The 21,568-nt window shown below is 41.9% G+C and carries 19 protein-coding genes; 7 read left to right on the top strand and 12 right to left on the bottom strand.

Annotated features, from left to right (window positions below; all coding sequences use genetic code 11):
- Nucleotides 1-178: 178 nt before the first annotated feature.
- From I5907_RS15320 to I5907_RS15290, 7 genes are all read right to left on the bottom strand, one after another.
- The gene (locus tag I5907_RS15320; RefSeq protein WP_196991684.1) at nt 179-937 is read right to left on the bottom strand and encodes a PLDc N-terminal domain-containing protein; all 759 of its coding nucleotides are present in this window, start codon (nt 935-937) and stop codon (nt 179-181) included.
- A gap of 95 nt (nt 938-1,032) precedes the next feature.
- On the bottom strand, nt 1,033-2,112 hold the full coding sequence (locus I5907_RS15315; RefSeq protein WP_196991683.1) for an AI-2E family transporter: 1,080 nt from the start codon (nt 2,110-2,112) through the stop codon (nt 1,033-1,035).
- A gap of 133 nt (nt 2,113-2,245) precedes the next feature.
- Entirely contained in the window at nt 2,246-3,409 is a 1,164-nt protein-coding gene (gene nhaA / locus I5907_RS15310) for a Na+/H+ antiporter NhaA (protein ID WP_196991682.1), read from the bottom strand.
- Between the two features lie 271 nt (nt 3,410-3,680).
- The gene (locus I5907_RS15305; protein ID WP_196991681.1) at nt 3,681-4,181 is read right to left on the bottom strand and encodes a GNAT family N-acetyltransferase; all 501 of its coding nucleotides are present in this window, start codon (nt 4,179-4,181) and stop codon (nt 3,681-3,683) included.
- A 148-nt stretch (nt 4,182-4,329) separates the two neighbouring features.
- Nucleotides 4,330-4,923 (bottom strand): phosphatase PAP2 family protein, encoded by a 594-nt coding sequence (locus tag I5907_RS15300; protein ID WP_231402129.1) that lies wholly within the window; start codon nt 4,921-4,923, stop codon nt 4,330-4,332.
- Nucleotides 4,924-4,935: 12 nt separating this feature from the next.
- Nucleotides 4,936-7,575, bottom strand: coding sequence for a valine--tRNA ligase (locus I5907_RS15295; protein ID WP_196991680.1), 2,640 nt, complete (start codon nt 7,573-7,575; stop codon nt 4,936-4,938).
- A gap of 108 nt (nt 7,576-7,683) precedes the next feature.
- Nucleotides 7,684-7,968 carry a hypothetical protein gene (locus I5907_RS15290; protein ID WP_196991679.1) on the bottom strand — a complete coding sequence of 95 codons (285 nt, stop codon included), beginning with the start codon at nt 7,966-7,968 and terminating at the stop codon, nt 7,684-7,686.
- Between the two features lie 319 nt (nt 7,969-8,287).
- Here I5907_RS15290 and I5907_RS15285 point away from each other — a divergent pair, with 319 nt between their 5' ends.
- Both I5907_RS15285 and I5907_RS15280 read left to right on the top strand, forming a co-directional pair.
- Complete coding sequence (locus I5907_RS15285) at nt 8,288-9,622, top strand: exonuclease domain-containing protein (RefSeq protein ID WP_196991678.1); 1,335 nt, start codon at nt 8,288-8,290, stop codon at nt 9,620-9,622.
- A gap of 106 nt (nt 9,623-9,728) precedes the next feature.
- Complete coding sequence (locus I5907_RS15280; RefSeq protein WP_196991677.1) at nt 9,729-11,972, top strand: Tex family protein; 2,244 nt, start codon at nt 9,729-9,731, stop codon at nt 11,970-11,972.
- A gap of 404 nt (nt 11,973-12,376) precedes the next feature.
- Here I5907_RS15280 and I5907_RS15275 read toward each other — a convergent pair whose 3' ends face one another.
- Complete coding sequence (locus I5907_RS15275) at nt 12,377-13,072, bottom strand: DUF4397 domain-containing protein (protein ID WP_196991676.1); 696 nt, start codon at nt 13,070-13,072, stop codon at nt 12,377-12,379.
- A gap of 313 nt (nt 13,073-13,385) precedes the next feature.
- Between I5907_RS15275 and I5907_RS15270 the strand changes: the two genes are divergently transcribed.
- Complete coding sequence (locus I5907_RS15270; RefSeq protein WP_196991675.1) at nt 13,386-14,708, top strand: cation:proton antiporter; 1,323 nt, start codon at nt 13,386-13,388, stop codon at nt 14,706-14,708.
- Between the two features lie 97 nt (nt 14,709-14,805).
- Here I5907_RS15270 and I5907_RS15265 read toward each other — a convergent pair whose 3' ends face one another.
- Nucleotides 14,806-16,053, bottom strand: a complete 1,248-nt coding sequence (locus I5907_RS15265; protein ID WP_196991674.1) for a PQQ-dependent sugar dehydrogenase — start codon at nt 16,051-16,053, stop codon at nt 14,806-14,808.
- A 277-nt stretch (nt 16,054-16,330) separates the two neighbouring features.
- Here I5907_RS15265 and I5907_RS15260 point away from each other — a divergent pair, with 277 nt between their 5' ends.
- Complete coding sequence (locus I5907_RS15260) at nt 16,331-16,921, top strand: Crp/Fnr family transcriptional regulator (protein WP_196991673.1); 591 nt, start codon at nt 16,331-16,333, stop codon at nt 16,919-16,921.
- Nucleotides 16,922-16,980: 59 nt separating this feature from the next.
- A complete protein-coding gene (locus I5907_RS15255) occupies nt 16,981-17,325 on the top strand; it encodes a hypothetical protein (protein ID WP_196991672.1) in 345 nt (114 codons plus the stop codon).
- Between the two features lie 170 nt (nt 17,326-17,495).
- On the opposite strand, the gene I5907_RS15250 is transcribed toward I5907_RS15255, so the two are convergent.
- The 3 genes from I5907_RS15250 to I5907_RS15240 all read right to left on the bottom strand — a co-directional run bounded on the left by I5907_RS15250 (nt 17,496) and on the right by I5907_RS15240 (nt 19,226).
- Nucleotides 17,496-18,140: a hypothetical protein gene (locus tag I5907_RS15250; protein WP_196991671.1), complete on the bottom strand. Its 645-nt coding sequence runs from the start codon at nt 18,138-18,140 to the stop codon at nt 17,496-17,498.
- A 10-nt stretch (nt 18,141-18,150) separates the two neighbouring features.
- The gene (locus I5907_RS15245) at nt 18,151-18,648 is read right to left on the bottom strand and encodes an RNA polymerase sigma factor (RefSeq protein WP_196991670.1); all 498 of its coding nucleotides are present in this window, start codon (nt 18,646-18,648) and stop codon (nt 18,151-18,153) included.
- A gap of 161 nt (nt 18,649-18,809) precedes the next feature.
- Complete coding sequence (locus tag I5907_RS15240; protein WP_196991669.1) at nt 18,810-19,226, bottom strand: Hsp20/alpha crystallin family protein; 417 nt, start codon at nt 19,224-19,226, stop codon at nt 18,810-18,812.
- Between the two features lie 229 nt (nt 19,227-19,455).
- Between I5907_RS15240 and I5907_RS15235 the strand changes: the two genes are divergently transcribed.
- Nucleotides 19,456-19,869: a BrxA/BrxB family bacilliredoxin gene (locus I5907_RS15235; RefSeq protein ID WP_196991668.1), complete on the top strand. Its 414-nt coding sequence runs from the start codon at nt 19,456-19,458 to the stop codon at nt 19,867-19,869.
- Nucleotides 19,870-20,180: 311 nt separating this feature from the next.
- Complete coding sequence (locus tag I5907_RS15230) at nt 20,181-21,473, top strand: prolipoprotein diacylglyceryl transferase (RefSeq protein WP_196991667.1); 1,293 nt, start codon at nt 20,181-20,183, stop codon at nt 21,471-21,473.
- Nucleotides 21,474-21,568: the final 95 nt, after the last annotated feature.

Here is a 21,568-nt window from a genome sequence, read left to right as displayed (position 1 = left end):
GGCACACAAAAGCAAACGTTGGGTCATATAAAAAAAAAGTAGAAATGTATTTTGGGTGTCAGCAATGGTATTTCATGGCATCGCCGCTTGCGTCGCACTCTTGTACAGCAGAAAACTATGGAGCAAACGCGAAGACCGCAGCGGAGGTTTTAGATTACAGGCTTCAAAATTGGCGTAATCAAATTACTTGTGATGTTTGCAGGTGTTTCAGTTCTTCTTTGGCCAGGCTTATAAAAGTGCGGTTGTGTTTTCTCTCCCTGCTGCTCAATTGTTGCTCTTCTTCAGCAATAGTTTTAAAGAGCTGCCTGGCTTCTCCTGGTCGGTTATCCCTTATCAGAAAAAGGCCATACTGGTATCGTGCCTCGAAGTTTGAAAATCTTGCTTTCATGCTTCCGTACTCTTTTTCTGCCTGCGCCTTGTTGCCAGTGTGTTCCAATGCCAGTGCATATGCTATGTGCGCTTTCGAACGTGCAAACTGCGGTATGTTGTAAATCTTTTGTGCCAGCGAAAGAATAGGGACGTAGTTCTTTTTGATGCCGTAAGCTACAATCAGTTGGGCAATCACATATTCATTTTCTGAAAAATTACCCGTAAGGCTGTTCTCATATAATTCAATGGCTTTGTCCGTGGTCCCTGCAGCAAGGTAAGCATCAGCCAAAAGAATACGGTTATTAAATGTGTCGCTGAACTGAAGCTGTTTTTCCAGTTTCCGTATTTTCCCGGCAGGGTTTACAATTGTACTTACTCCGGCCTGAACGTTTTGAATCTCGTTCCCCGAAAACATTTCTGTAAAAATGTACGCAACACATCCTATCAACGGGAGGAAAACAATCAGCCAGATCCATTTTTGCTCATTACCTTTTTTTAAACAATGTATCACACAAATGGCCTGCAGAATGATAATGATGTAATAATAATTGCCGATTAAAAAAGGCATGTGCTTTAGGGTTAAATTTTAGCGATTAGAACCCAAAACAAAATAATTCCCGGGTAATCCCAAAATTTTTTATCTAAAGCCATCTTGCACAAATACTATTTCTTAGCCGTCTTAAGCTTCTTTTTTTCACCTGGTAACTCATCGCCAAATAAAACTCCCCATTGTTTAAACTGCTCACTTCGGTCAAATATAATTTTAAAGACCGCTATAAGAGGCAGCGAAAGAAACATGCCCGGGATACCAGCCAGCGCACCTCCTACAAAAACGCCTGCAAGGCTGGCCAGTGCATTGATTTTTATTTTTCCGCCTACTATTCTCGGCATCAGTATATTGTTGTCTAAAAACTGTACTACGGCTATAGCGATCAACACAGTTAATACCGGGCCCAGTTCCTCAGAAGAACTTAACGTAAGAAGAACACCTATTATATTGCCGAATAAGGCTCCTATATATGGTATAAGGTTTAAAATCGCGAAAATAACGCCTATTAGTAATGCATGCTGTATACCAAATAGCATCAAGGCAACCCCGAGCAGGATTGTGATGTACGTTATTTGTATCAGCAAGCCAACCAAATAACTTTTGATCATAGACTCTGTCTCGTGAATCACTTCTCTCACTTTTGCATAATGATCTTTTGGAAACCATAAGAAGATGAACTTCACAAGAATGTCTTTGTAATAAAGAATGAGGAAAGTATAAATTGGCAGCAAGCCAAAAAAGATCAAAACAGAACCTACAGAACCAGCAGCCCCGCCTAACACGTTACCAGCAGAATCAAGCATCTTTTGGCTCTGCTGGTTTACAATATCGGTTTGCTGGTCTTCAGACATACCCGTTTTTTCACTGAACCATTTACTCAGGGAATCGATGTGCTTTAAAATATTCTCTTTTATCGAAGGAAAATCACTGATTACCGGTTTCAACTGCGATGAAATAAACAAAACGATCAGGACTGTTACAATAATCATTACCAGCAACGACATAACAATTGCCAGCACACGGGGGATTTTTTTACTCACTAAAAACCTGTAAACCGGCAACAACACAATGCTCATAAAGAAAGCCATGAGCAGCGGCATAATGATCTGCTGACCCTGTATAATAACAAAACCCAGTATTACAAGGCCCATTAGTTCAATAGACCGTCTTACAGTTAGTGGAAGTGTATGCATATTGTAAAAATATTATGGTGTGTATTATGTTGGTGTCCGACTATAAAACAAAGATTAAGCCTATTCACAAAACAGGGCGCCCGTGGAATAAACGCAGGTGTGGTACAGAACAACCGTTATTAATAAAAAATGCTCATGTAGCCGGGGTTGCAGATTGTTCATTGCCTGTGCGCATAACAATTTTGAGCCACGCAAAACCAATAATGCCCGATGCCAGTGATGCCAGTAGTACTATAAATTTGGCGTTGTTAATGATAGCCGCTTCGTCAAACGCCAGGTGTGTTATAAAGATAGACATGGTAAAACCGATCCCGGCTATCATACCTGCGCCTATTACATGTTTCCACTTCATGTCGCCCGGTAGCGTACACAAACCAGCCAACACTGCCAAAAAAGAGAACAGTGTTATACCAACAGGCTTGCCCGCAACCAGTCCCGCAAATATTCCTGCACTGATGGGTTCGGTTAAATGATTGTACCAGTCGCCGTTGATAATGATAGCTGTATTAGCCAATGCAAACAAAGGCATAATCCCAAATGCAACCGGCCGGTGCAAAAAATGTTGAAGTTTATACGAGGTAGAAGTCTCAGAACCATCGCCAAACGGAATAGCAAAAGCAAGTAAAACACCGGAAATGGTTGCATGCACACCCGACTGCAGCATAAAATACCACATAACGATACCGCCCAAAAGGTACGGTAAAAGGTTTTGTATTTTCAGACGGTTGAGCACAAGTAACAACACAAAAACTCCAAGCGCTACAGCCAGGTTTACCAACGACAGGTCGCCGCTGTAAAAAATGGCGATAACGATGATAGAGCCAAGATCGTCAATAACAGCAAGCGCGGTAAGAAATATCTTTAGCGATGCTGGTACACGCTTACCCAGCAAGGCCAGTATACCCAAAGAAAATGCAATATCTGTAGCCATTGGTATGCCTGCACCATCCTGTGTGGCAGTACCAGCATTAAACAACAGAAAGAAACCGGCTGGGAACAACATACCACCCAGTGCGCCTGCTACAGGCAGTAATGCGTTTTTGATACTCGAAAGTTCCCCCTGGTAAATTTCCCTTTCCAGCTCAAGGCCGATGAGCAGGAAGAAAATCGTCATGAGCCCATCATTGATCCAGTGCTCCAGGCTGTGCCCTCCAATATTTGTATGCCAGAAGCTGATGTAACTGTCCTGCCACGAAGAATTGGCAATCACCAGCGAAAAAACCGTGCAAATGATCAGTACAATACCTCCCGATTTCTCACTGTGAAAAAAATCGCTGAATAATTTAGATAGTACCATGATTGTGCTTTAGCGTCTGTTAACCGGTTCATAGTAAAAGTAAACAGATAGCTTAACTCCACCTGAATAAAAATTGACTATTACTGCAACAAAAAAGCCATTTAGGTAGCCGGCACTGGTATACATGGCATCGCCTGTTGCCACGCTCGGTTCAGGGTTCCGTTTTTATGGCGGCTGTAGCGTTCCGGTTCATCAAAGCCCTTGCGGAAAATTACTTCGCATCATTTTTTTTCGGGCAGGGGCACTTTGAGTTAACGAATGGTCTTTTGCCTTATACCGGCATCGCCATTACATAATCATTCATGTAGTAGCCATTGCCAATATGTGTGTCTTTTTCTTCTATTACTTTAAACCCCAGCTTTTCGTAGAAACCTTTTGCTTTATTATTCCGGTTTACATCCAGTTGGAGCGTGGTTGCGCCGGCTGGCTTAATCTCTTTAATGATATGGTTAATAATAAACCTGCCGATTCCCTTACCCTGCTGGTCGGCCAGTGCGTATATCTTATGCAGTTTGTATACATTCTCCGTTACAGGCGCATACGAGGCAAATGCCACATATGCATCACCATCTTTTACAAGTATGAAAGTGTGGCCGTCATTCATCTGCTTTTGTAATGATGCCGTGCTGTACATCATATTAAGCATGTAAGTAATTTGCCCGGCAGTAATGATCGCTTTGTAAGTTTCCGGCCATACCTGGTTGGTGATGTCCTGTATCAATGGAATATCTTTTTCTGTAGCTTTTTCTATGGTTAAATTTATAGCAGGCATATAGCAATGTTTTAAGATCAAACCTGGAAAATAAAGTTAAGTACGTTAAACAATGTTACACCCGAAGCTGATGCATTATATTCTGCAGTACAAGAGTGCGACGCAACGGAAGCTCAATAACTGTACTGCAGCCTGGCTCATAAAAATATTACCTGAAAACTTTTTTTGTTAACCAGTGGCTTAAAAAAGCACTGCCTGCGCCAACGGCTGCACCCGCAAGTACATCGGTAGGGTAGTGCTCGCCCAGGTACATCCTGGAATAACCAACGCCGGCTGCCCATGCATAAGCGGGTACCGCTACATACCATTTTTTAAACTCCAGTGTAAGCGTTGTTGCAGTTGCAAATGCGGTTGAGGTATGGCCAGAAGGAAAAGAGGGGCTGTCGTCAAACTCGTACGGGTAAACAGCGTTAGGATATTTTTCAAAAGGCCGCTGCCTGTTGATGGCATATTTCATACCCTGTGTAATGGCGGTATTTATAACCAGGGAGCCCACAGCTTCCCAGCCTTTTTGTTGCAGCACTTTGTCTTTCTTTATAAAACCTGTTGCCAGTAATGCAGCAGGCGATGCCAGCGATAAAGGATATACCGATTTCGACACACCACTCCACACACCGGCCTGCGGGCTTTGCGGGTTGATGCTTTTGAGCGTATTGATATCCCAGTTCTGCCCGTTTGCCGACATAAAAAAGCATCCTGCAAAAAGCAGGATGCATGCGAGTTTGTAACGTAATGTCTTCATGCGAATGTTTACTTAGTTTAAGTTTTGCAGGCTTTCTTCAATGGTTTTTATTCTTGCTTCGGCATCGGCCTGCTTCCTGCGCTCAAGTGCTACAACTTCGGGCTTTGCATTTTGCACAAAGCGCTCGTTGCTGAGCTTTTTAATGACAGACTGTAAAAAATTCTGCTGGTAAGTAAGGTCTTTAAGCAACTCTTCTTTCAGCGTAGCTGCATCCAGTTGCTGTTCGCACTCTATAAAAAATTTATCTTTTTCAACCGCAACAACAATACTGTTTGCAATGGCTTCTTTTGTATAAGCAACACGTTCTGCATTTACCTGCTTTGCAAGAATACTTTCTATGGGCTGGTAACTTTCCACGTGTTCTGTATGTATAAAAAGCCTGATGGTATCTTTCGGCTTTACCTGGTTCTTGTTTCGTGCATCGCGTATGGCAGAAATCACTTTCTTTAATATCTCGCCCTCTTTTACAATAGTTATATCTGCTGCGTTTGCGGGTGAAAACTGTTTTACACACAGGTCATCTTTCTGCGTTTTAAGCAGGTGATAAATTTCCTCTGAAATAAATGGCATGTATGGGTGCAGCAGTTGCAGCAACTGTTCAAAATAGCTAATTGTTTTCTGGTAGACCGCTTTATCGATCGGTTGTTCAAAGCCTGGTTTAACCCATTCCAAATACCAGCTACAGAAATCATCCCAGATAAGTGAGTAAATCGTTTTGAGTGCTTCACTCAAACGGAACTGTTTGGTCAGCGTGTCAACTTCAGCCTTTGCTTCATTCAGTCGCTGGCCAAACCAGTTTACGGCAAAATTATCGTTGGTTTCATTTTCGAAGTTAGCCTGGCGGCCTTCCCACATCTTCGTAAGTTTAAGGGCATTCCATAGTTTGTTATTGAAATTGCGTCCCTGTTCAAGAGATGAGTCGTCGAACAACAGGTCGTTACCGGCGGGGGAGGCGATGAGAATACCAAATCTTACAGCATCTGCACCGTATTGATCAATGAGTTCCAGCAGGTCAGGGCTGTTGCCAAGACTCTTGCTCATTTTGCGGCCGAGCTTATCACGCACAATGCCGGTGAAATATACATCCTCAAACGGAATGGCCTTTTCATACTCAAGGCCAGCCATAATCATTCTTGCTACCCAAAAAAAGATGATCTCGGGTGCGGTTACAAGCGTGTTGGTAGGGTAGTAGTAGCTTATATCTTTGTTGCCGGGGTGGCTGTATCCTTTAAATACTTCAAAAGGCCAAAGCCATGATGAAAACCATGTATCAAGACAGTCCTCATCCTGTACCAGCCTGTCAGTGCCGGTAAGCTGTCGGCCATATTTTTCAGCGTATTGTTGTATGGCAGCTTCTTCATTTACTGCAACCACGTAATTGCCTTCTTTATCGTACCATGCCGGTATACGATGGCCCCACCAAAGCTGGCGGCTTATGCACCAGTCTTTAATGTTTTCCATCCAGTATTTGTAAGTGTTTACAAATTTTGCCGGGTGAAATTTTATTTCTCCGTCAGCCACGGCTTTTAGAGCGGGTTCAGCAAGCGGCTTCATTTTAACCCACCATTGCATGCTTAGCCGTGGCTCTACTACAGAGTCAGTACGTTCGCTGTAGCCAACCTGGTTAGGGTAATCTTCGATCTTAACAATAGCTGACGCTTCTTCCAGTAATGGTATAATCTTCTTCCTGGCAGCAAACCTGTCTTCACCTACAAGTATCTGCGCATCCAGGCTGAAGGTGCCATCATCATTCATAATATCGATTACTTCAAGGTTGTGTTTTAAACCCAACTGGTAATCGTTCATATCGTGTGCCGGTGTTACTTTTAAAGCACCGGTACCAAACTCCATGGTTACGTAATCATCTGTTATAATGGGTATACGGCGGTTGATCAGTGGTACGATTGCATACTTTGCATGCAGGTGCCTGTAGCGTTCATCACCGGGGTTTACGCAAATAGCGGTATCACCTAAAATGGTTTCAGGTCTTACTGTGGCAATGGTTATACCACCTTCAACCGGCAAACCATCTCCGTCAACCACTTTGTAGTTAAGAAAATAAAGTTTCGACTGTGTATCCCTGAAGATAACTTCTTCATCACTTAACGCTGTAAGTGCTTTTGTATCCCAGTTGATCATCCGTTTGCCCCGGTAAATAAGTCCCTTGTTGTACAGGTCTGCAAATACGCTGATAACAGACTTGTAGTAGTCATCATCCATCGTAAAGCTTACACGGCCCCAGTCGAGGCTGCAGCCAAGCTTCTTCATCTGTTGCAGGATGATGCCGCCGTATTTTTCCTTCCATTCCCATGCATACTGCAAAAATTCATCTCTCGAAAGGCTGCTTTTGGTAATACCTCTTTCCCTCAGCATGCCAACCACTTTTGCCTCTGTAGCTATAGACGCATGGTCTGTACCCGGCACCCAGCAAACATTTTTACCGTTCATGCGGTTGTATCGTGCCAGTACATCCTGTATAGTATTGTTAAGACAGTGCCCCATGTGCAGCACACCGGTTACGTTAGGCGGTGGAATTACAATTGTATATGGTTCTCTTTCATCAGGGCTGCTGCTGAAATATTTTTGCTGCAGCCAGTGGCTGTACCATTTACTTTCTGTTTCGTTTGGTATGTAATTCTTGCTCAGTTCCATAAATATAAAATGGGTGCAAAAGTAAGTAATATGTGTTTGTCATAATATGCGTAAAAACAAAAATGCCTTCCGTGTCGGGGAAGGCATTTTCAGTATGCTAAAGCCGGTCTACCAAAGCATCATGTGTGTATCCCAGCCGTTGACTTTCTTTTCACGCTCACCTCCCTCAAGTGTAAGGTTGAGGTTGGTGACCTTTCTTATTTCAGTACGTACGTTTTTTGCAGCTTCTGTGCAGTTGGTAACTGCTTCAGAAACTTTCTCGCCGGTGTAGCGCAGGTTGCTAAGCCTGTTGCCACAGGAACTTAAAATAAAGATCATTGAAATAATTGCAGCGAAGCGCATGGCAGTATAATTTTGCGGTGTAAATTTAGACAGAATTTTCAAGAATAACATTATTTGTTGTTAATATCAGACGCAAACAGGCAAAAAATGTTACAGTCATTGTAAGAAATAATTTAAAGTCGCAACAACGATCCGGACGATGAAAGGATTGCGACGCAACAGGTGATGCCACACGTACCACAGCTGGTATCAACATTTTTATAACAGGCTTTTGAATTACTATTGAGCTGTTGTTGTGTCACTCACTTGTACGTCCCCATCTTTACGGAGCTTTGGCGATCCGGTCTGTAACCCGAAAGTTTATTTCCTGCAGGTTGTAAATAACGGTACGTGAGTGAACACAGATTTGTTGGTAAAGCAAAAAAAATTAATGTACGCAATTGTAGATATAGAGACAACCGGCAGCCACCCTGAAGGAAACGGCATTACAGAAATAGCCATTGTATTATATGACGGGGAACAGGTGGAAGGGCGTTTTTCAACACTGGTAAATCCCGGTTATCCCATTCCTCCATATGTTGTACAATTAACGGGAATAACGAATGCCATGACGGCTGTTGCACCACCTTTTACCGAAGTAGCAGAAAGAGTGTACAATCTTTTAAACAACCGCATTTTTGTAGCCCACAATGTAAACTTTGATTACTCCTTTATAAAATATCACCTCCGTGTTGCAGGCTTTGAGTGGACACCGAGGAAACTCTGTACTTTAAAGCTTAGCCGTAAGGCATTTCCCGGTTTTGTAAAGTATGGCCTGGGCCATATTTGCAGGGAGTTGGATATTAGAGTAGAGAACAGGCACCGCGCCGGTGGCGATGCAGATGCTACCGCTATTTTATTTGGAAAAATATTGCAGAAGGGCGGAGAAAAAATGGTGCGCGAATTCCTGCGCAAAGAAAACCGCGAACAAATATTGCCACCCAACTTACCTGCCGAGCAGGTTAATAATCTGCCATATACACCAGGTGTATATTACTTTCATGATGCAAAAGATAAGGTGATCTATGTTGGCAAAGCAAAGATGCTGAAGAATCGTGTGATCAGCCATTTTACAGGTTTAAGCACTGGCAAAAGAAGGCAGGAGTTTTTGTTAAATATTCACCGTGTCACCTTCCAGGAAACACCTACAGAATTTACTGCATTTATACTGGAAAGTATAGAAATAAAAAGGTTGTGGCCCAGGCATAATCAAAGCCAGAAACACTTTGAGCATAAATACGGCATTTATACTTTTGATGATGCAAAAGGTTACAAACGGCTTGCCATCGATAAAAAACGCAGCCATTTTGAGCCTGTGCTGTCTTTCAACCAGTTTACAGATGCGCACCGCATGTTATGGAAAATTGTGCGCGAACATGAATTGCACCCGGGGTTGTGTTTTCTTGATAAAACAAGGATTACCGATGACCATTATCCTGAAAAAGATGCGTACAACAATAAGGTTAGCATAGCCATCAGCAACATACAATCACAACTCAATACCTACGCTATACTGGAGCCTGCTGTGTTTGGCAGGGAAAATGTTTGTATACTGGTAGAAAAAGGCACTTTTTACGGCATGGGCACTATACCCGAGAATACCAACTTTACAGACCTTGGAAAACTGAAAACGAGGATTACGCAGTACCCCGAAAACGAAGCGATCCGCTCATTGATCCGCAGTTATGCATTGAGATACCCGACGAAGGTATATTCGATGGATTAATGATGATTGCCCACCAATATGTGTGCATAAATTTTCTGTTTTTTCTTTTGGTCTGCCTTACTACATTCGCACCCCTTTATTCAATTGATCAATTAAACTTTTTGTAATGAGTGAATTTGCACAGCCTATAGCATTGAAATTAAACGTGAGAACTGCACAGGTGGAAGCTGTACTGGCCCTTTTTGAAGAAGGTGCAACCATACCGTTTATAGCCCGGTATAGAAAAGACAAAACAGGTGGCCTGGATGAAGTGCAGATACAGCATGTGCAGGACGAAGCGAAACTGTTAAAAGAGTTTAGCGAAAGGAAAACATTCATAGAAAAGACCATTACTGATCAGGGTAAAATGAACGATGACCTGCAACAAAAAATAAATGCGGCCACTACCATTGCAGAACTGGAAGATATATACCTGCCTTACAAACCAAAAAGAAAAACAAAGGCGCAAACAGCAAGGGAAAACGGTCTTGAACCGCTGGCGCAGTTATTATTAGAACAAAACGACAGCGATGTAAATGTTGCTGCCTCGGCTTATATAAATGAAAAAGTAAAAACGGCTGATGAGGCATTGCAGGGTGCAAGAGATATTATTGCGGAAATGATCAATGAAGATGCGCAGGTGCGTGCAAGGCTGCGTAAGCTTTTTGAAGATACTGCCACACTGCAGAGCAAAGTGCTTGCAGATAAAGAAACGGAAGGCAGTAAATATAAAGATTACTTTGACTTCTCAGAACCGGTAAAGAAAGTCCCATCTCACAGGATACTTGCGGTACTCCGCGGTTTCCTGGAAGGTATACTGCGCATGGCTATTGCACCTGTTGAGGAAGACGCTATTGCCCTGCTTGAAAAGCAATATGTAAAGGGCATGGGCGCTGCTGCAGAGCAGGTAAAAAAAGCCGCAAAAGATGCCTACAGAAGACTGTTACAGCCCAGCCTTGAAACAGAATTCAGAACCGCACTTAAGCAACAGGCAGATGAAGAAGCTATCAATGTGTTTGCTGAAAACCTGCGCCAGTTATTGCTGGGTTCTCCGCTTGGCAGTAAAAGAATGCTTGCCATTGACCCCGGTTACAGAACCGGTTGTAAAGTGGTTTGTCTTGATGAAAAAGGAGAGTTGCTGCACAACGATCTTATCTATGTGCATGAAAGCAATAAGCTATATGATGCAGAACATAAAGTGAAAGAATTAATAAAGAAACACGATTTACAGGCTATAGCAATAGGTGATGGCACTGCTGGAAGGGAAACAGAACAATTCATTAAAAAGCTGGACCTGAATCTGCCTGTTTTCCTCGTAAATGAAGACGGAGCGTCGGTGTATTCTGCTTCAGAAACCGCAAGGGAGGAATTTCCCAACCATGATGTAACCGTGCGTGGTGCAGTAAGTATTGGCAGGCGGTTAATGGACCCGTTAGCCGAGCTGGTAAAGATTGATCCTAAGAGCATTGGTGTGGGCCAGTACCAGCATGATGTAAATCAAACGCGTTTAAAAGAAAGGCTTGACCAGACGGTAGTAAGCTGTGTAAATACCGTAGGCGTTAACCTTAACACTGCCAGTAAACATTTATTGAGTTATGTAAGTGGTATTGGCGCTACACTGGCGGAAAACATTGTTAAATACCGCAACGAAATAGGCAGGTTTACCAGCCGCGACCAGTTACAGAAAGTACCGCGGCTGGGTGGTAAAGCCTTTGAGCAATGCGCAGGTTTTTTGAGAATAAAAGAGGGCGATAACCCGCTCGATGCAAGTGCCGTGCACCCCGAAGCTTACAAGGTTATTCAAACAATGGCTAGAGACCTTAATGCTGATGTGCAATCACTGATTGGAAACGAAACATTGCTAAAAGAGATCAATACAAAAAAATATGTAAGTGAAGAGATTGGCGAACTGACGATTAAAGACATATTGAATGAATTGAAGAAGCCGGGTCTTGACCCACGCAGTGAACTGGAGCAATTTGAATTTGCTGGGATCTACAAAATAGAAGATGTGCAGGTAGGTATGGTTGTACCAGGTGTTGTAACGAATATCACGAGGTTTGGTGCTTTTGTCGACATTGGCGTAAAGCAGGATGGACTTGTACACGTGAGTGAAATATCACACAACTACATAACCGATCCCAGTGAAGCATTAAAACTGAATGATAAAGTGCAGGTGAAAGTGCTGGAAGTTGACATTGCAAGAAAGCGTATTGCATTGTCGATAAAGCAAACGCAGGATGCACCGCAAAGAACTGCCAATAAAGGCCGTATACAAAAGCAGGAGCGCAGGGAGCAGGATCTTGCAAACATGAATATGAATGATGCATTGAGCTTGCTGAAAAAGAAGTTTGGGAAAACTGTTAAGTAGTGAGTTATAAGTGATAAGTTATAAGTATAGTGTTGTTGCCTTTTCACTGTTGCCAAATGTTACTGTCGTACAAGTGAGTGACACAACAGGCGATGCCCAAACTGTTAAGTAGTGAGTTATAAGTGATAAGTTATAAGTATAGTGTTGTTGCCTTTTCACTGTCGCCAAATATTACTGTCGTACAAGTGAGTGACACAACAGGCGATGCCCAAACTGTTAAGTAGTGAGTTATAAGTGATAAGTTATAAGTATAGTGTTGTTGCCTTTTCACTGTCGCCAAATGTTACTGTCGTACAAGTGAGTGACACAACAGGCGATGCCCAAAGAACTGCTGCTCACAAAATAAAAAAAGCTACCAGTTTTAAATGGTAGCTTTTTTATTGGTTATAAGTTACGTTTGCTTCTTAATTATGTTGCAATGTACCCACTCCCAGGGCCTGAACCCCGGTACCCGTGGCGAATCCTTTTGCATAGAGGGTATATACTTTACCACCTTGCAGTGTAAGCGCCGGAACAGGTAACAACACGGTGGAGGTACCTGCAGCATTCACATTTACACTATAGGTGCCCGCCTTGATTTTTGTAAACGCCTGGTAAGACTTTGTAGCTTCCTGATCATTAAATGTCCTGTTACCGAACCACGTTGTACCATCAGACACTACCACATCTACAGCAGGTGCATCAGGACTGAAATGGAAAAACCTTACCATCACAGAATCCGTGGAAGGTATGGTAAAAGAATCTGTAACTACAGCGGCTTTGATGGCGCTGAGCGAATCAATGGTAAATACAGAATATGCTGTGCCCGGTGCAAGTGATATGCTTGTATTGAGCACATAACTTGTGGTGCCGGTTGGAGCAACCTGCAGATTATACGAACCAGGATTTACCGCGTAATATCCCGTGTCAGACCCATACGCAAAATTTTGCGCTGCCAGGCCGCCATTCAGGTAGACATCAACATTACCGGCATCTGGCGTTGCATGCACAATACCCACATAAGAAATAGGCGGCGTTACATTATCATCATTATTAGTGTTACAACTAACAACGCCCAAAAAAGCAGCAAGACCAACTAACGAAAACAGTGTTTTTTTCATGGTTATAATTTGTACCCCATAAAACCAATGATTATGCCAAAGGAATGTGAAAAACAACTATAAAAAGTTAAACAATACTGGTGCGCATGAGCCCCGGAAGTATGTGGACACGATTGTCGTTAAATAGACGCGTTGCGAAAGGCTATGCCTATGCCCGGGTGTTTTTTGATAAGAAAATCGTCTTACACCGGGTTGTTAAAGAATGTTAATTAAATTCCTATAAAACTGATAGATGATATAGAATAATCCTTATGTTTGTCTGGTAGAACTCTGATATCTTAGCATCAAAACTCAAACTTAAAGGTCAACACCTATGATCTCAAAACTTAACTCAGAGGAAATATTGAGTTTCCTCATTATTGTTAGTATAATTCTTATTTCGAGTCGTTTGCTCGGAGAATTATGCCGCAGATTTAAGCAACCGGCAGTGGTCGGGGAAATTATGGCGGGTATCATCATTGGTCCGTCTCTTCTTGGTTCAGCATTTCCTGATTTATTCAAAGAGATATTTACAAGTCACCCACGCTCTTTTGGTGCTTACGATGGTCTTGCTAATATTGGGGTAATCATGCTTATGTTTCTTGCAGGTGCAGAGGTAGACTTGAAGCAGATACGTGCACAAGGCAAACAGGCTGCTTCTATCAGCTTTATGGGTATTGCTTTCCCGTTTGCGCTTGGTTTTATATGTATCTGGTTTTTTCATGACTATATTTTTAATGTACCCTCTACAGACAGACTTATACCGGCGATGTTCTTTGGTACGGCTTTATCCATTACCGCTTTGTCTGTAATTGTAAAAATTTTGTTAGACCTCGATATTATTAAAACAAAAGTTGGTGGCCTTGTAATTACGGCATCAATGATTGATGACTTTCTGGGCTGGATCTTATTTTCCATCATCATACAAATGATGAATGCCAAAGGCGAGGAAGCATCATTTTATTCCATAGGCATGGTGCTGTTGTTTGTAGGCTTTATGATAACGATTGGCAAATGGATGGTGAATAAGATCCTCGCATTTGTAGATAAACAGCTGGGCGGACCTGCCAGCATATTAACTGCAGCAATATGCCTTTGTATGCTCGGTGCCGTTTGTACCGAATACCTTGGTATACGTGGCATCTTTGGCGCATTTATGATGGGTATTGCGTGTGGCGACTCAAAACATTTCACACACAGTATTCAAAATCTTTTCCACCATTTTATTGTAAGCATACTGGCGCCTTTATTTTTTGCTTCCGTAGGTTTACGTGTAAACTTTGTTACCAATTTTGATCTTTCTGTGGTGCTTACCATATTGGGTATTGCATGTATTGCAAAAATTGTGGGTGCAGGCATTGGCAGCAGGATAGGTGGGTTAAGTAAGAACGAATCACTGGCGATAGCCTTTGGAATGAATGCCCGCGGTTCGCAGGAAATCGTATTGGGAATGGCTGCTTTACAGGCAGGTATTATTGACGAGCGAATATTTGTAGGTCTTGTTGTAATGACCATGGTAACCATTCTTGTAGCAGGCCCGCTCATGAAATACTACCTCGAAAAAGAGCTGAAAGAGAAAAAAGTACCGGTAACAAATGAAGAAGATGTTGTACTTATGGTAGAAAGCCCGGAAATAGCGGCTGTTCAAAAAAATTAACGCCAACTCCTTTTTATATAAAATCCCGCAGTTATTTAACTGCGGGATTTTTTTGAAATGGTATCTTCGTTTTGGTAACTGTATTTGCGTTTGTAGCTTATTGCTTGCTTATTTTGTACATGTTACCGCCGTCAGTTACTGCATACAGCATTCCGTTTGAATAGGCAACATCACGAAAACGTTCTTTCAGGTCTGCCAGTAATCTTTCTTCGCCCACAACTTTATTGTCTTTTATTACGAGCCTGATAATGTGCATACTGCTAAGGCCACCAATGAAAAGATTGTTTTCCCACTCCGGTATGGCATTACCCTTGTAAAAAGTTATACCACTGGGTGATATTACCGGGTCCCAGTAATAAATTGGTTGCTGCATGCCTTCTTTCTGCTGAATACCGTCACCAACTTTTTCACCGCTGTATTCAATACCGTAGGTGATGGTCGGCCAGCCATAGTCTTTTCCGGATTTTATAATGTTTATTTCATCGCCACCCCGAGGGCCAAACTCAGCTTCCCACAATTCACCACTTACAGGGTTAATGTCTAAACCCTGCGGGTTTCTGATGCCATATGCAAATATCTCCGGCATTTTACCAGCCTGGTCTGTAAAAGGATTACCCGGCGCTGGTTTTCCATCAGTAGTTATTTTAAATACCTTGCCAAGGCCTGCACTCAATAGCTGCGCCTGTTTTCTCCCCTCAAGAATTGATCTCTCGCCGGCGCTTACAAAAAGGTTACCGTCTTTATCAAATACCAGGCGGGATCCAAAATGCAATGCGCTATTCAATGCAGGCGTGGCCCTGAATATTACTACAGGATTATCAACTTTACCCGCGGCTTCATTAAGCTGGCCCTTTGCCACCGCAGTAAGATTTGCATCACCTTGCTTTTCTGAAAAAGACCAGTAGATGGTTTTGTTGGTGCTAAAAGCGGGGTCAAAGGCAACATCCAGTAAGCCACCCTGGCCATCATCTTCCACTTTGGGAAAGCCTGTTATTTCTTTTACCATAGCACCATTGGCATCATAAATCTGCATTTTGCCACTCTTGATGGTTACGAGCAAACGACCGTCTGGCATAGGTACCACTGCCCATGGACTTCCCAGGCCTGTAGCAATCTTATCCGCTTTATAAGGCGTGGCAGTTTTTACACCGGTTATGCGCGTCTGGCCTTCAAATGCGGGTTTATAATCAGTGTTGGCTTTTTGCGTTTCCACAGGTGGCAATTTACCGGTAGTATCTTCATTGTTATTTTGATCATTGCCAGCCGGCTGTTGCGGGCTACCTGAACAAGCTGCCAGACAAAATGTGGCGAATGCCGCCACCAAAAACTTTTTAGATTCCTGCATGTTTTGAATTTGATGATGATAAGTTAGAAACCGAAAGATAAATACAGTGGCTTTATAATTCCAAAACTGTTCCATAAAATAACAGGGAATAAAGATCTGGTGGAACCCGGCTGCGGGAATTCTGTGCATCGTCCCTTGCGTCGCACTCTTGTACAGCAATACAATAAGCAACAGTGCCGGCTCATGCTTGTGAATGCTTGCAAAACACCAGAAGTTTAATAGTAAAAGACACAGTTATTAATTAATTTGTAGAGAAAACGCCCCTTACACATTTTATATGAAAAGCTCCGCAACCCATGAACAGCTGCATACACTCCGAAAGGTAATGGACAAGATTGAACCGGTAAATGATGATGATTTCAACCTGTTAATACCATTCATTAAACGGGAAAAGTTTAAGCGGGGACAAGTTATTGTACACGAAGGAACGATTAACCGGTATGTATATTTCATTATAAAAGGCTGCGTACGCAGTCATGGAATAGAAGAGGGAAGAGAAGTAAATCTTAAGTTTTATTTCGAAGAAAATGTGTTTGCAGATTTTAACAGCCTTAAGAACGAAACAGCTTCGGCATTTTCTTTTGTAGCGCTGGAAAGTGTAGAGGTATTGTGTATTTCCAAAACCGATGTACTGCCGCTTGTATTACATTCAGATGGTATGACGCTGTTTTCATTCCGCTTTTTTGAGCAGCTTTTTATCGAAGAGGAATTGCACAGCAATTCCTTTAAACTGCTAACGCCGGAACAGCGCTACCATTACCTTGAAGAAAATGAACCGCATTACCTGCAGCGTATACCGCTTACTTACCTTGCATCTTACCTTGGCACAAGCCGGGAAACGCTCAACAGGATAAGGAGAAGCAAATAATTATTTTGTGTCATATGACACACCATGCTTACACGTGTGCCAATACTTTTGCCGCCGCTATGAAACCAGCTAAAAACGAAGACTTTGCAAGTACGGTATCATTGCTGCATAACCGCCTTGTTAAACTGGACCTGAATAAAACGATCGGGGGGCATGTGGTATTATCCTGTAACCTGGCTTACCCTGAAGGGGTGGTTTATTTTAAAACAACACCCGAACTGGTTGTTGAATTCCTGACAGGTGATCTTTTACTACAGGCTTTGTTTGATAAATCAGCAAATGCAACAGTAGAAATAATATATAACGGTATTGCCACACACGCTTCTCCTGCTGATACCGATATTGTTCTCAGCGGCGGCAACAAGACTTTCAGGGAAATATTTGACTTTGAGTTTTTACTGTAGAATGCCTGAATAAAACGGGTAAGTAAATGTGTAACAGGGCAGCATGTGCTGAGTATTGATATAGCAGCACAAGAGTGCGACGCAACAAAAGCTTTATAGTAGCACTGCAGCCTGGCGCCAAAAAATCTATCTTTCTTCAACGTACTATGCACGCTGCTTCTGACGATTTATTATTGTATGCTATTGTCATCCAGTTCTTTTACCACGCCCTGTAGTTGCAACACATAATTACCATATAACTTTTTAAGATACCAGCGTGTAAAGTAGTACATGCCTGCAAAGAATACTGTAAAATAAAGTATGATGACCGTAATTTTTAGCGGCGAATCAGTAATGCTTCCGAGAACACCTGTACGCCCGGTATCTGCTGCAGAATAATCAAAATATAGTAAAGACGTGGCCAGTATAAGAGAAATAGGTATAAGGGCCATGGTTAAACGAAAGTAAAGTTTTGTGTATTGATTGATGAGTGTGATCAATGACTGGATATTACTCTTTAACGGCATCACACTGCCTGTAAGTTGTTTTGTTTTATTGTACAATACATAAAGCAGTGGTATAAAAAGCAGGCAAATAACTGTGAAAATGGCAAAGTAAACACGCATAGAAGTAAGTGTACTAAAATAATAGCATGCGAAACAAACACACACAAATACTGCAGAAATAATCATTTCCAACAGCAGATTGCGCTTTATTTTTTCTGCAACGGAATTTGTTTTTTTCCCAAGCAGTAATGCAAATTCTGCCTGGGATTTTGGCTGTTGCACACGCTCCATCCTGTTTTGTATGAGCGCTTTCAGTTCATCTAATTCCATATAATCACTTTTATGAGAACTGGTAATGTTTTTTACTTTCTTCTTTCAGCTTTGTTTTTATCCGGTTCATTTTTACGGCCACGTTATTAGCCGTTATACCGAGCATATTGCCAATTTCGTCGTAACTGTAATCTTCGAGATATAACATGACAAGTGCTTTATCAATCTTTGAGAGCGTGGCTATTGCTGCATACATGGCCTGCATCTGCTCTTCTATTTCGTTGCTTTCTTCTGCACGCTCAGGAAACTCATTGGCTGAAAATTCAAATACGGGTTTTCGTTTTTCCTTCCGGTAAAAAGAGATGGCAGTATTAAGCGCAACCCGGTAAAGCCAGGTTGAAAACTTTGCGTCTCCGCGAAAATTTTTGTATGCATTCCATGCCTGCAGGGTAATTTCCTGGAAAAGATCTTCCTTATCTGCAGCATCGTGCATATAGATGTTACACACTTTGTGTATAATATTTTGATGCTGATTGATGAGCGATAAAAAATCGTTATTTACCTGCATTAATGAAGTAACCTTTATTGATGGTGTAAATATCGGTTTTATAAACTAACCCTGTTAGTAGTATAAACTTATAAATCATTACAAAAAAAGAAAGCCCCGCATGGATATGTGGGGCTATTAACCAAAACCAACTGCTTATGAATCAAAAATTATTGAATCTCTTATTGTATGGTGATAGCTTTGGGCTGCACCTTTACTTCTTCTTTTTTAGGAAGTAACAGCTTAAGCACGCCATTCTCATATTTTGCCTGGATTCCATCTGCATCAATCTTGTCATCTACACTAAAACTGCGTTTGAAACCAGATACACTAAACTCTTTACGGTGTGTTTTGTATTCTTTGTTTTCTGCCTGCGCTTTGGCTTCGTAGCTGATTGTTAGTAAACCTTTTTCAAGATTTACTTTAAAATCTTCTTTGTTTAAACCAGGTGCCACAAGCTCAAGATGGTAAGCATCAGTGTTCTCATGAATGTTTACCGGTGGAACGGTTAAACCGGTTTCTCTGCCCCAGGTAGTTGGGCGTAAAAATTCTTCAAATAGATCGTTGAAGTTCCTGTAATTGTGTTTTGCGAGTGTCATAACTATTTGTGTTTTTGTTTTTAAATGATTACTGATACAATCTTTTCAAACGATATACCACCCGTCGAAATCAACCATTTTTGCAGTTTGATGCTGTAAAACTTACAAATTAAGCGACATAATGTCAAATACACCAGCCAAATCATGACTAAATGTCTTCTTTTATAGGTTATTAAGTTTAGTCGAATTATCCTACATTTGTAATTCTTAAGAAAAAAGGGAGGAAAAGATGTATCCAGCAGAGATCGTAATGCCAATGAAGGCTGAACTTACGGAAAATGGTTTTGATGAATTAGTAACGCCTGAAGAAGTAGACCAGGCGCTGAAAAGTGAAGGAACGACATTAGTAATGATCAATTCTGTGTGCGGGTGCGCAGCAGGAAGTGCAAGACCCGCGGTAGTTATGGCGGTTAATAATACTGATAAAAGACCCGATAAACTGACCACCAGTTTTGCAGGCTTTGACATTACAGCGGTTAACAGGGTTAGGGAACACCTGTTGCCTTATCCACCGTCATCACCGGCAATAGCGCTCTTTAAAGATGGTCAATTGGTGCATATGATTGAAAGGCACCAGATAGAAGGAAGACCGGCGCAGGTTATAGCCAGAAATCTTATCGCTGCTTTCGAAAGTTATTGTTAGCAGAGAAAATATTCCATGTTCATCACAGCTTTGTTCATGGATGGGTTAGTAAATAAAACCTTCTCATTCCTGGGAGGGTTTTTTTATGTGCCGGGCAGTTGAATACGCATGAAGCTTCCGTTGCGTCGCACTCTTCAACTGAAGAATAATATGGAGCAATGCGAAGATCATGGTGCGCCAAATAAAATCAGCTTTTTCAAAACGCCTTGCAGCAACAGCAAATCGCTTTTGCTAAAATTTTATCTTTTTGAAACTAACTGGGCAAAACATCTATCTTTTAGTTAACATTGCAATCTTTCAAATAAGCATTAATGTATCCAAATTTATATTACGCTTTCAAAGACCTTTTTGGTATCAATATTCCTTTTCTCAAAGTAATCAACACATTTGGCTTTTTTGTGGCGCTTGCTTTCCTTGCAGCCGCGTGGTTCCTGGTAAAAGAACTAAAAAGAAAGCAGGCGTTAGGAGAATTTACTTACGTTGAAACAACTATTACGGTAGGTAAACCGGCCGGTTTTTCAGAAATACTCATCAATTTCATACTTGGTTTTATCCTTGGTTTTAAGATCATAGGTGTGGTACTGGTTAAAGGGGCGCTGGATAACCCACAGGCATTTATTTTCTCTTCCAATGGCAGTTGGCCTGCCGGTATTGTTGCAGGTTTATTTTTTGGTGGTCTTAAATGGTGGGAAAGGAACCGGAATAAACTGGCAAAACCAGAAGAACGAAAGATCAGGATATGGCCGAGTGACAGGGTAGGAGATGTGGTAATGATCTCTGCAGTGGGTGGTATTATTGGTGCCAAAATTTTTGATAACCTTGAAAACTGGGACAGGTTTATTGAAGATCCACTGGCTAATCTTCTTTCACCCAGTGGTCTTACTTTTTATGGGGGCCTTATCGTTGCTTCGCTTGCATTGTGGTATTATTTTAAAAAGAAAAACATCAGTTTTATAAAAGTAGCAGATGCTGCCGCGCCTTCTCTTATGTTGTCTTACGGACTTGGCAGAATCGGTTGCCAGGTTGCCGGTGATGGCGACTGGGGCATTATCAACAGTGCGTACCTTACTCATGACGACGGGGCAATTTTTCTTGCCACACCGGAACAGGTTGAAACCGGTTTAAAAGCCTATGGTTCCATGTACCAGGAAACGGGGCTGGTTGGTTCAGCAGAACATTTGTCTGTAAAGGCTTTCGCTGGTTTGCCGGATTGGTTCTTTGCCTACAACTACCCGCACAACGTGAACGAAACAGGTGTTAAACTACTTAACTGTGATTGGGGACAATATTGTAACCATCTTCCGTTGCCTGTATTCCCTACGCCGCTTTATGAGATCATTATGGGTCTTTTAATTTTTGGTATTTTATGGGCTGTCAGAAAGAAAATAAAAATTACCGGCAGAATGTTCGCCATATACTTAATCTTTAATGGTATTGAAAGATTTTTGATTGAAAAGATAAGGGTGAACACCAAGTATGATATTGCCGGCTTTCATCCTTCACAGGCGGAACTGATCTCTTCAATGCTTGTTATTGGGGGCATATTATTGTACGCCTACGCTCCAAAACTATGGCCTCCTAAAAAAGTTCAGGCTACCACATAGTGAATGGCTTTTTGTAAATTTTACTGTTTATCATCAAGCGTTGTAAGCGCCAGCACGAACGGCAGTTGCCATTATTGCTAAACGCTGAAGAGTGC

Source organism: Panacibacter microcysteis, assembly GCF_015831355.1.
In the GTDB taxonomy this organism is placed as follows: domain Bacteria; phylum Bacteroidota; class Bacteroidia; order Chitinophagales; family Chitinophagaceae; genus Panacibacter; species Panacibacter microcysteis.
The sequence above is the reverse complement of the archived record's forward strand: the minus strand, read 5'-3'. Positions and strand labels throughout refer to the sequence as shown.

Bases quoted from the DNA above. Each gene is read 5' to 3' on its own strand.
- I5907_RS15300 (WP_231402129.1), bottom strand. From the start codon at position 4,923: ATGAAGACATTACGTTACAAACTCGCATGCATCCTGCTTTTTGCAGGA.
- nhaA (WP_196991682.1), bottom strand. From the start codon at position 3,409: ATGGTACTATCTAAATTATTCAGCGATTTTTTTCACAGTGAGAAATCG.
- I5907_RS15230 (WP_196991667.1), top strand. From the start codon at position 20,181: ATGTATCCAAATTTATATTACGCTTTCAAAGACCTTTTTGGTATCAAT.
- I5907_RS15320 (WP_196991684.1), bottom strand. From the start codon at position 937: ATGCCTTTTTTAATCGGCAATTATTATTACATCATTATCATTCTGCAG.
- I5907_RS15240 (WP_196991669.1), bottom strand. From the start codon at position 19,226: ATGACACTCGCAAAACACAATTACAGGAACTTCAACGATCTATTTGAA.
- I5907_RS15250 (WP_196991671.1), bottom strand. From the start codon at position 18,140: ATGGAATTAGATGAACTGAAAGCGCTCATACAAAACAGGATGGAGCGT.
- I5907_RS15235 (WP_196991668.1), top strand. From the start codon at position 19,456: ATGTATCCAGCAGAGATCGTAATGCCAATGAAGGCTGAACTTACGGAA.
- I5907_RS15315 (WP_196991683.1), bottom strand. From the start codon at position 2,112: ATGCATACACTTCCACTAACTGTAAGACGGTCTATTGAACTAATGGGC.
- I5907_RS15275 (WP_196991676.1), bottom strand. From the start codon at position 13,072: ATGAAAAAAACACTGTTTTCGTTAGTTGGTCTTGCTGCTTTTTTGGGC.
- I5907_RS15265 (WP_196991674.1), bottom strand. From the start codon at position 16,053: ATGCAGGAATCTAAAAAGTTTTTGGTGGCGGCATTCGCCACATTTTGT.
- I5907_RS15270 (WP_196991675.1), top strand. From the start codon at position 13,386: ATGATCTCAAAACTTAACTCAGAGGAAATATTGAGTTTCCTCATTATT.
- I5907_RS15260 (WP_196991673.1), top strand. From the start codon at position 16,331: ATGAAAAGCTCCGCAACCCATGAACAGCTGCATACACTCCGAAAGGTA.
- I5907_RS15280 (WP_196991677.1), top strand. From the start codon at position 9,729: ATGAGTGAATTTGCACAGCCTATAGCATTGAAATTAAACGTGAGAACT.
- I5907_RS15290 (WP_196991679.1), bottom strand. From the start codon at position 7,968: ATGTTATTCTTGAAAATTCTGTCTAAATTTACACCGCAAAATTATACT.
- I5907_RS15245 (WP_196991670.1), bottom strand. From the start codon at position 18,648: ATGCAGGTAAATAACGATTTTTTATCGCTCATCAATCAGCATCAAAAT.
- I5907_RS15295 (WP_196991680.1), bottom strand. From the start codon at position 7,575: ATGGAACTGAGCAAGAATTACATACCAAACGAAACAGAAAGTAAATGG.
- I5907_RS15285 (WP_196991678.1), top strand. From the start codon at position 8,288: ATGTACGCAATTGTAGATATAGAGACAACCGGCAGCCACCCTGAAGGA.
- I5907_RS15305 (WP_196991681.1), bottom strand. From the start codon at position 4,181: ATGCCTGCTATAAATTTAACCATAGAAAAAGCTACAGAAAAAGATATT.
- I5907_RS15255 (WP_196991672.1), top strand. From the start codon at position 16,981: ATGAAACCAGCTAAAAACGAAGACTTTGCAAGTACGGTATCATTGCTG.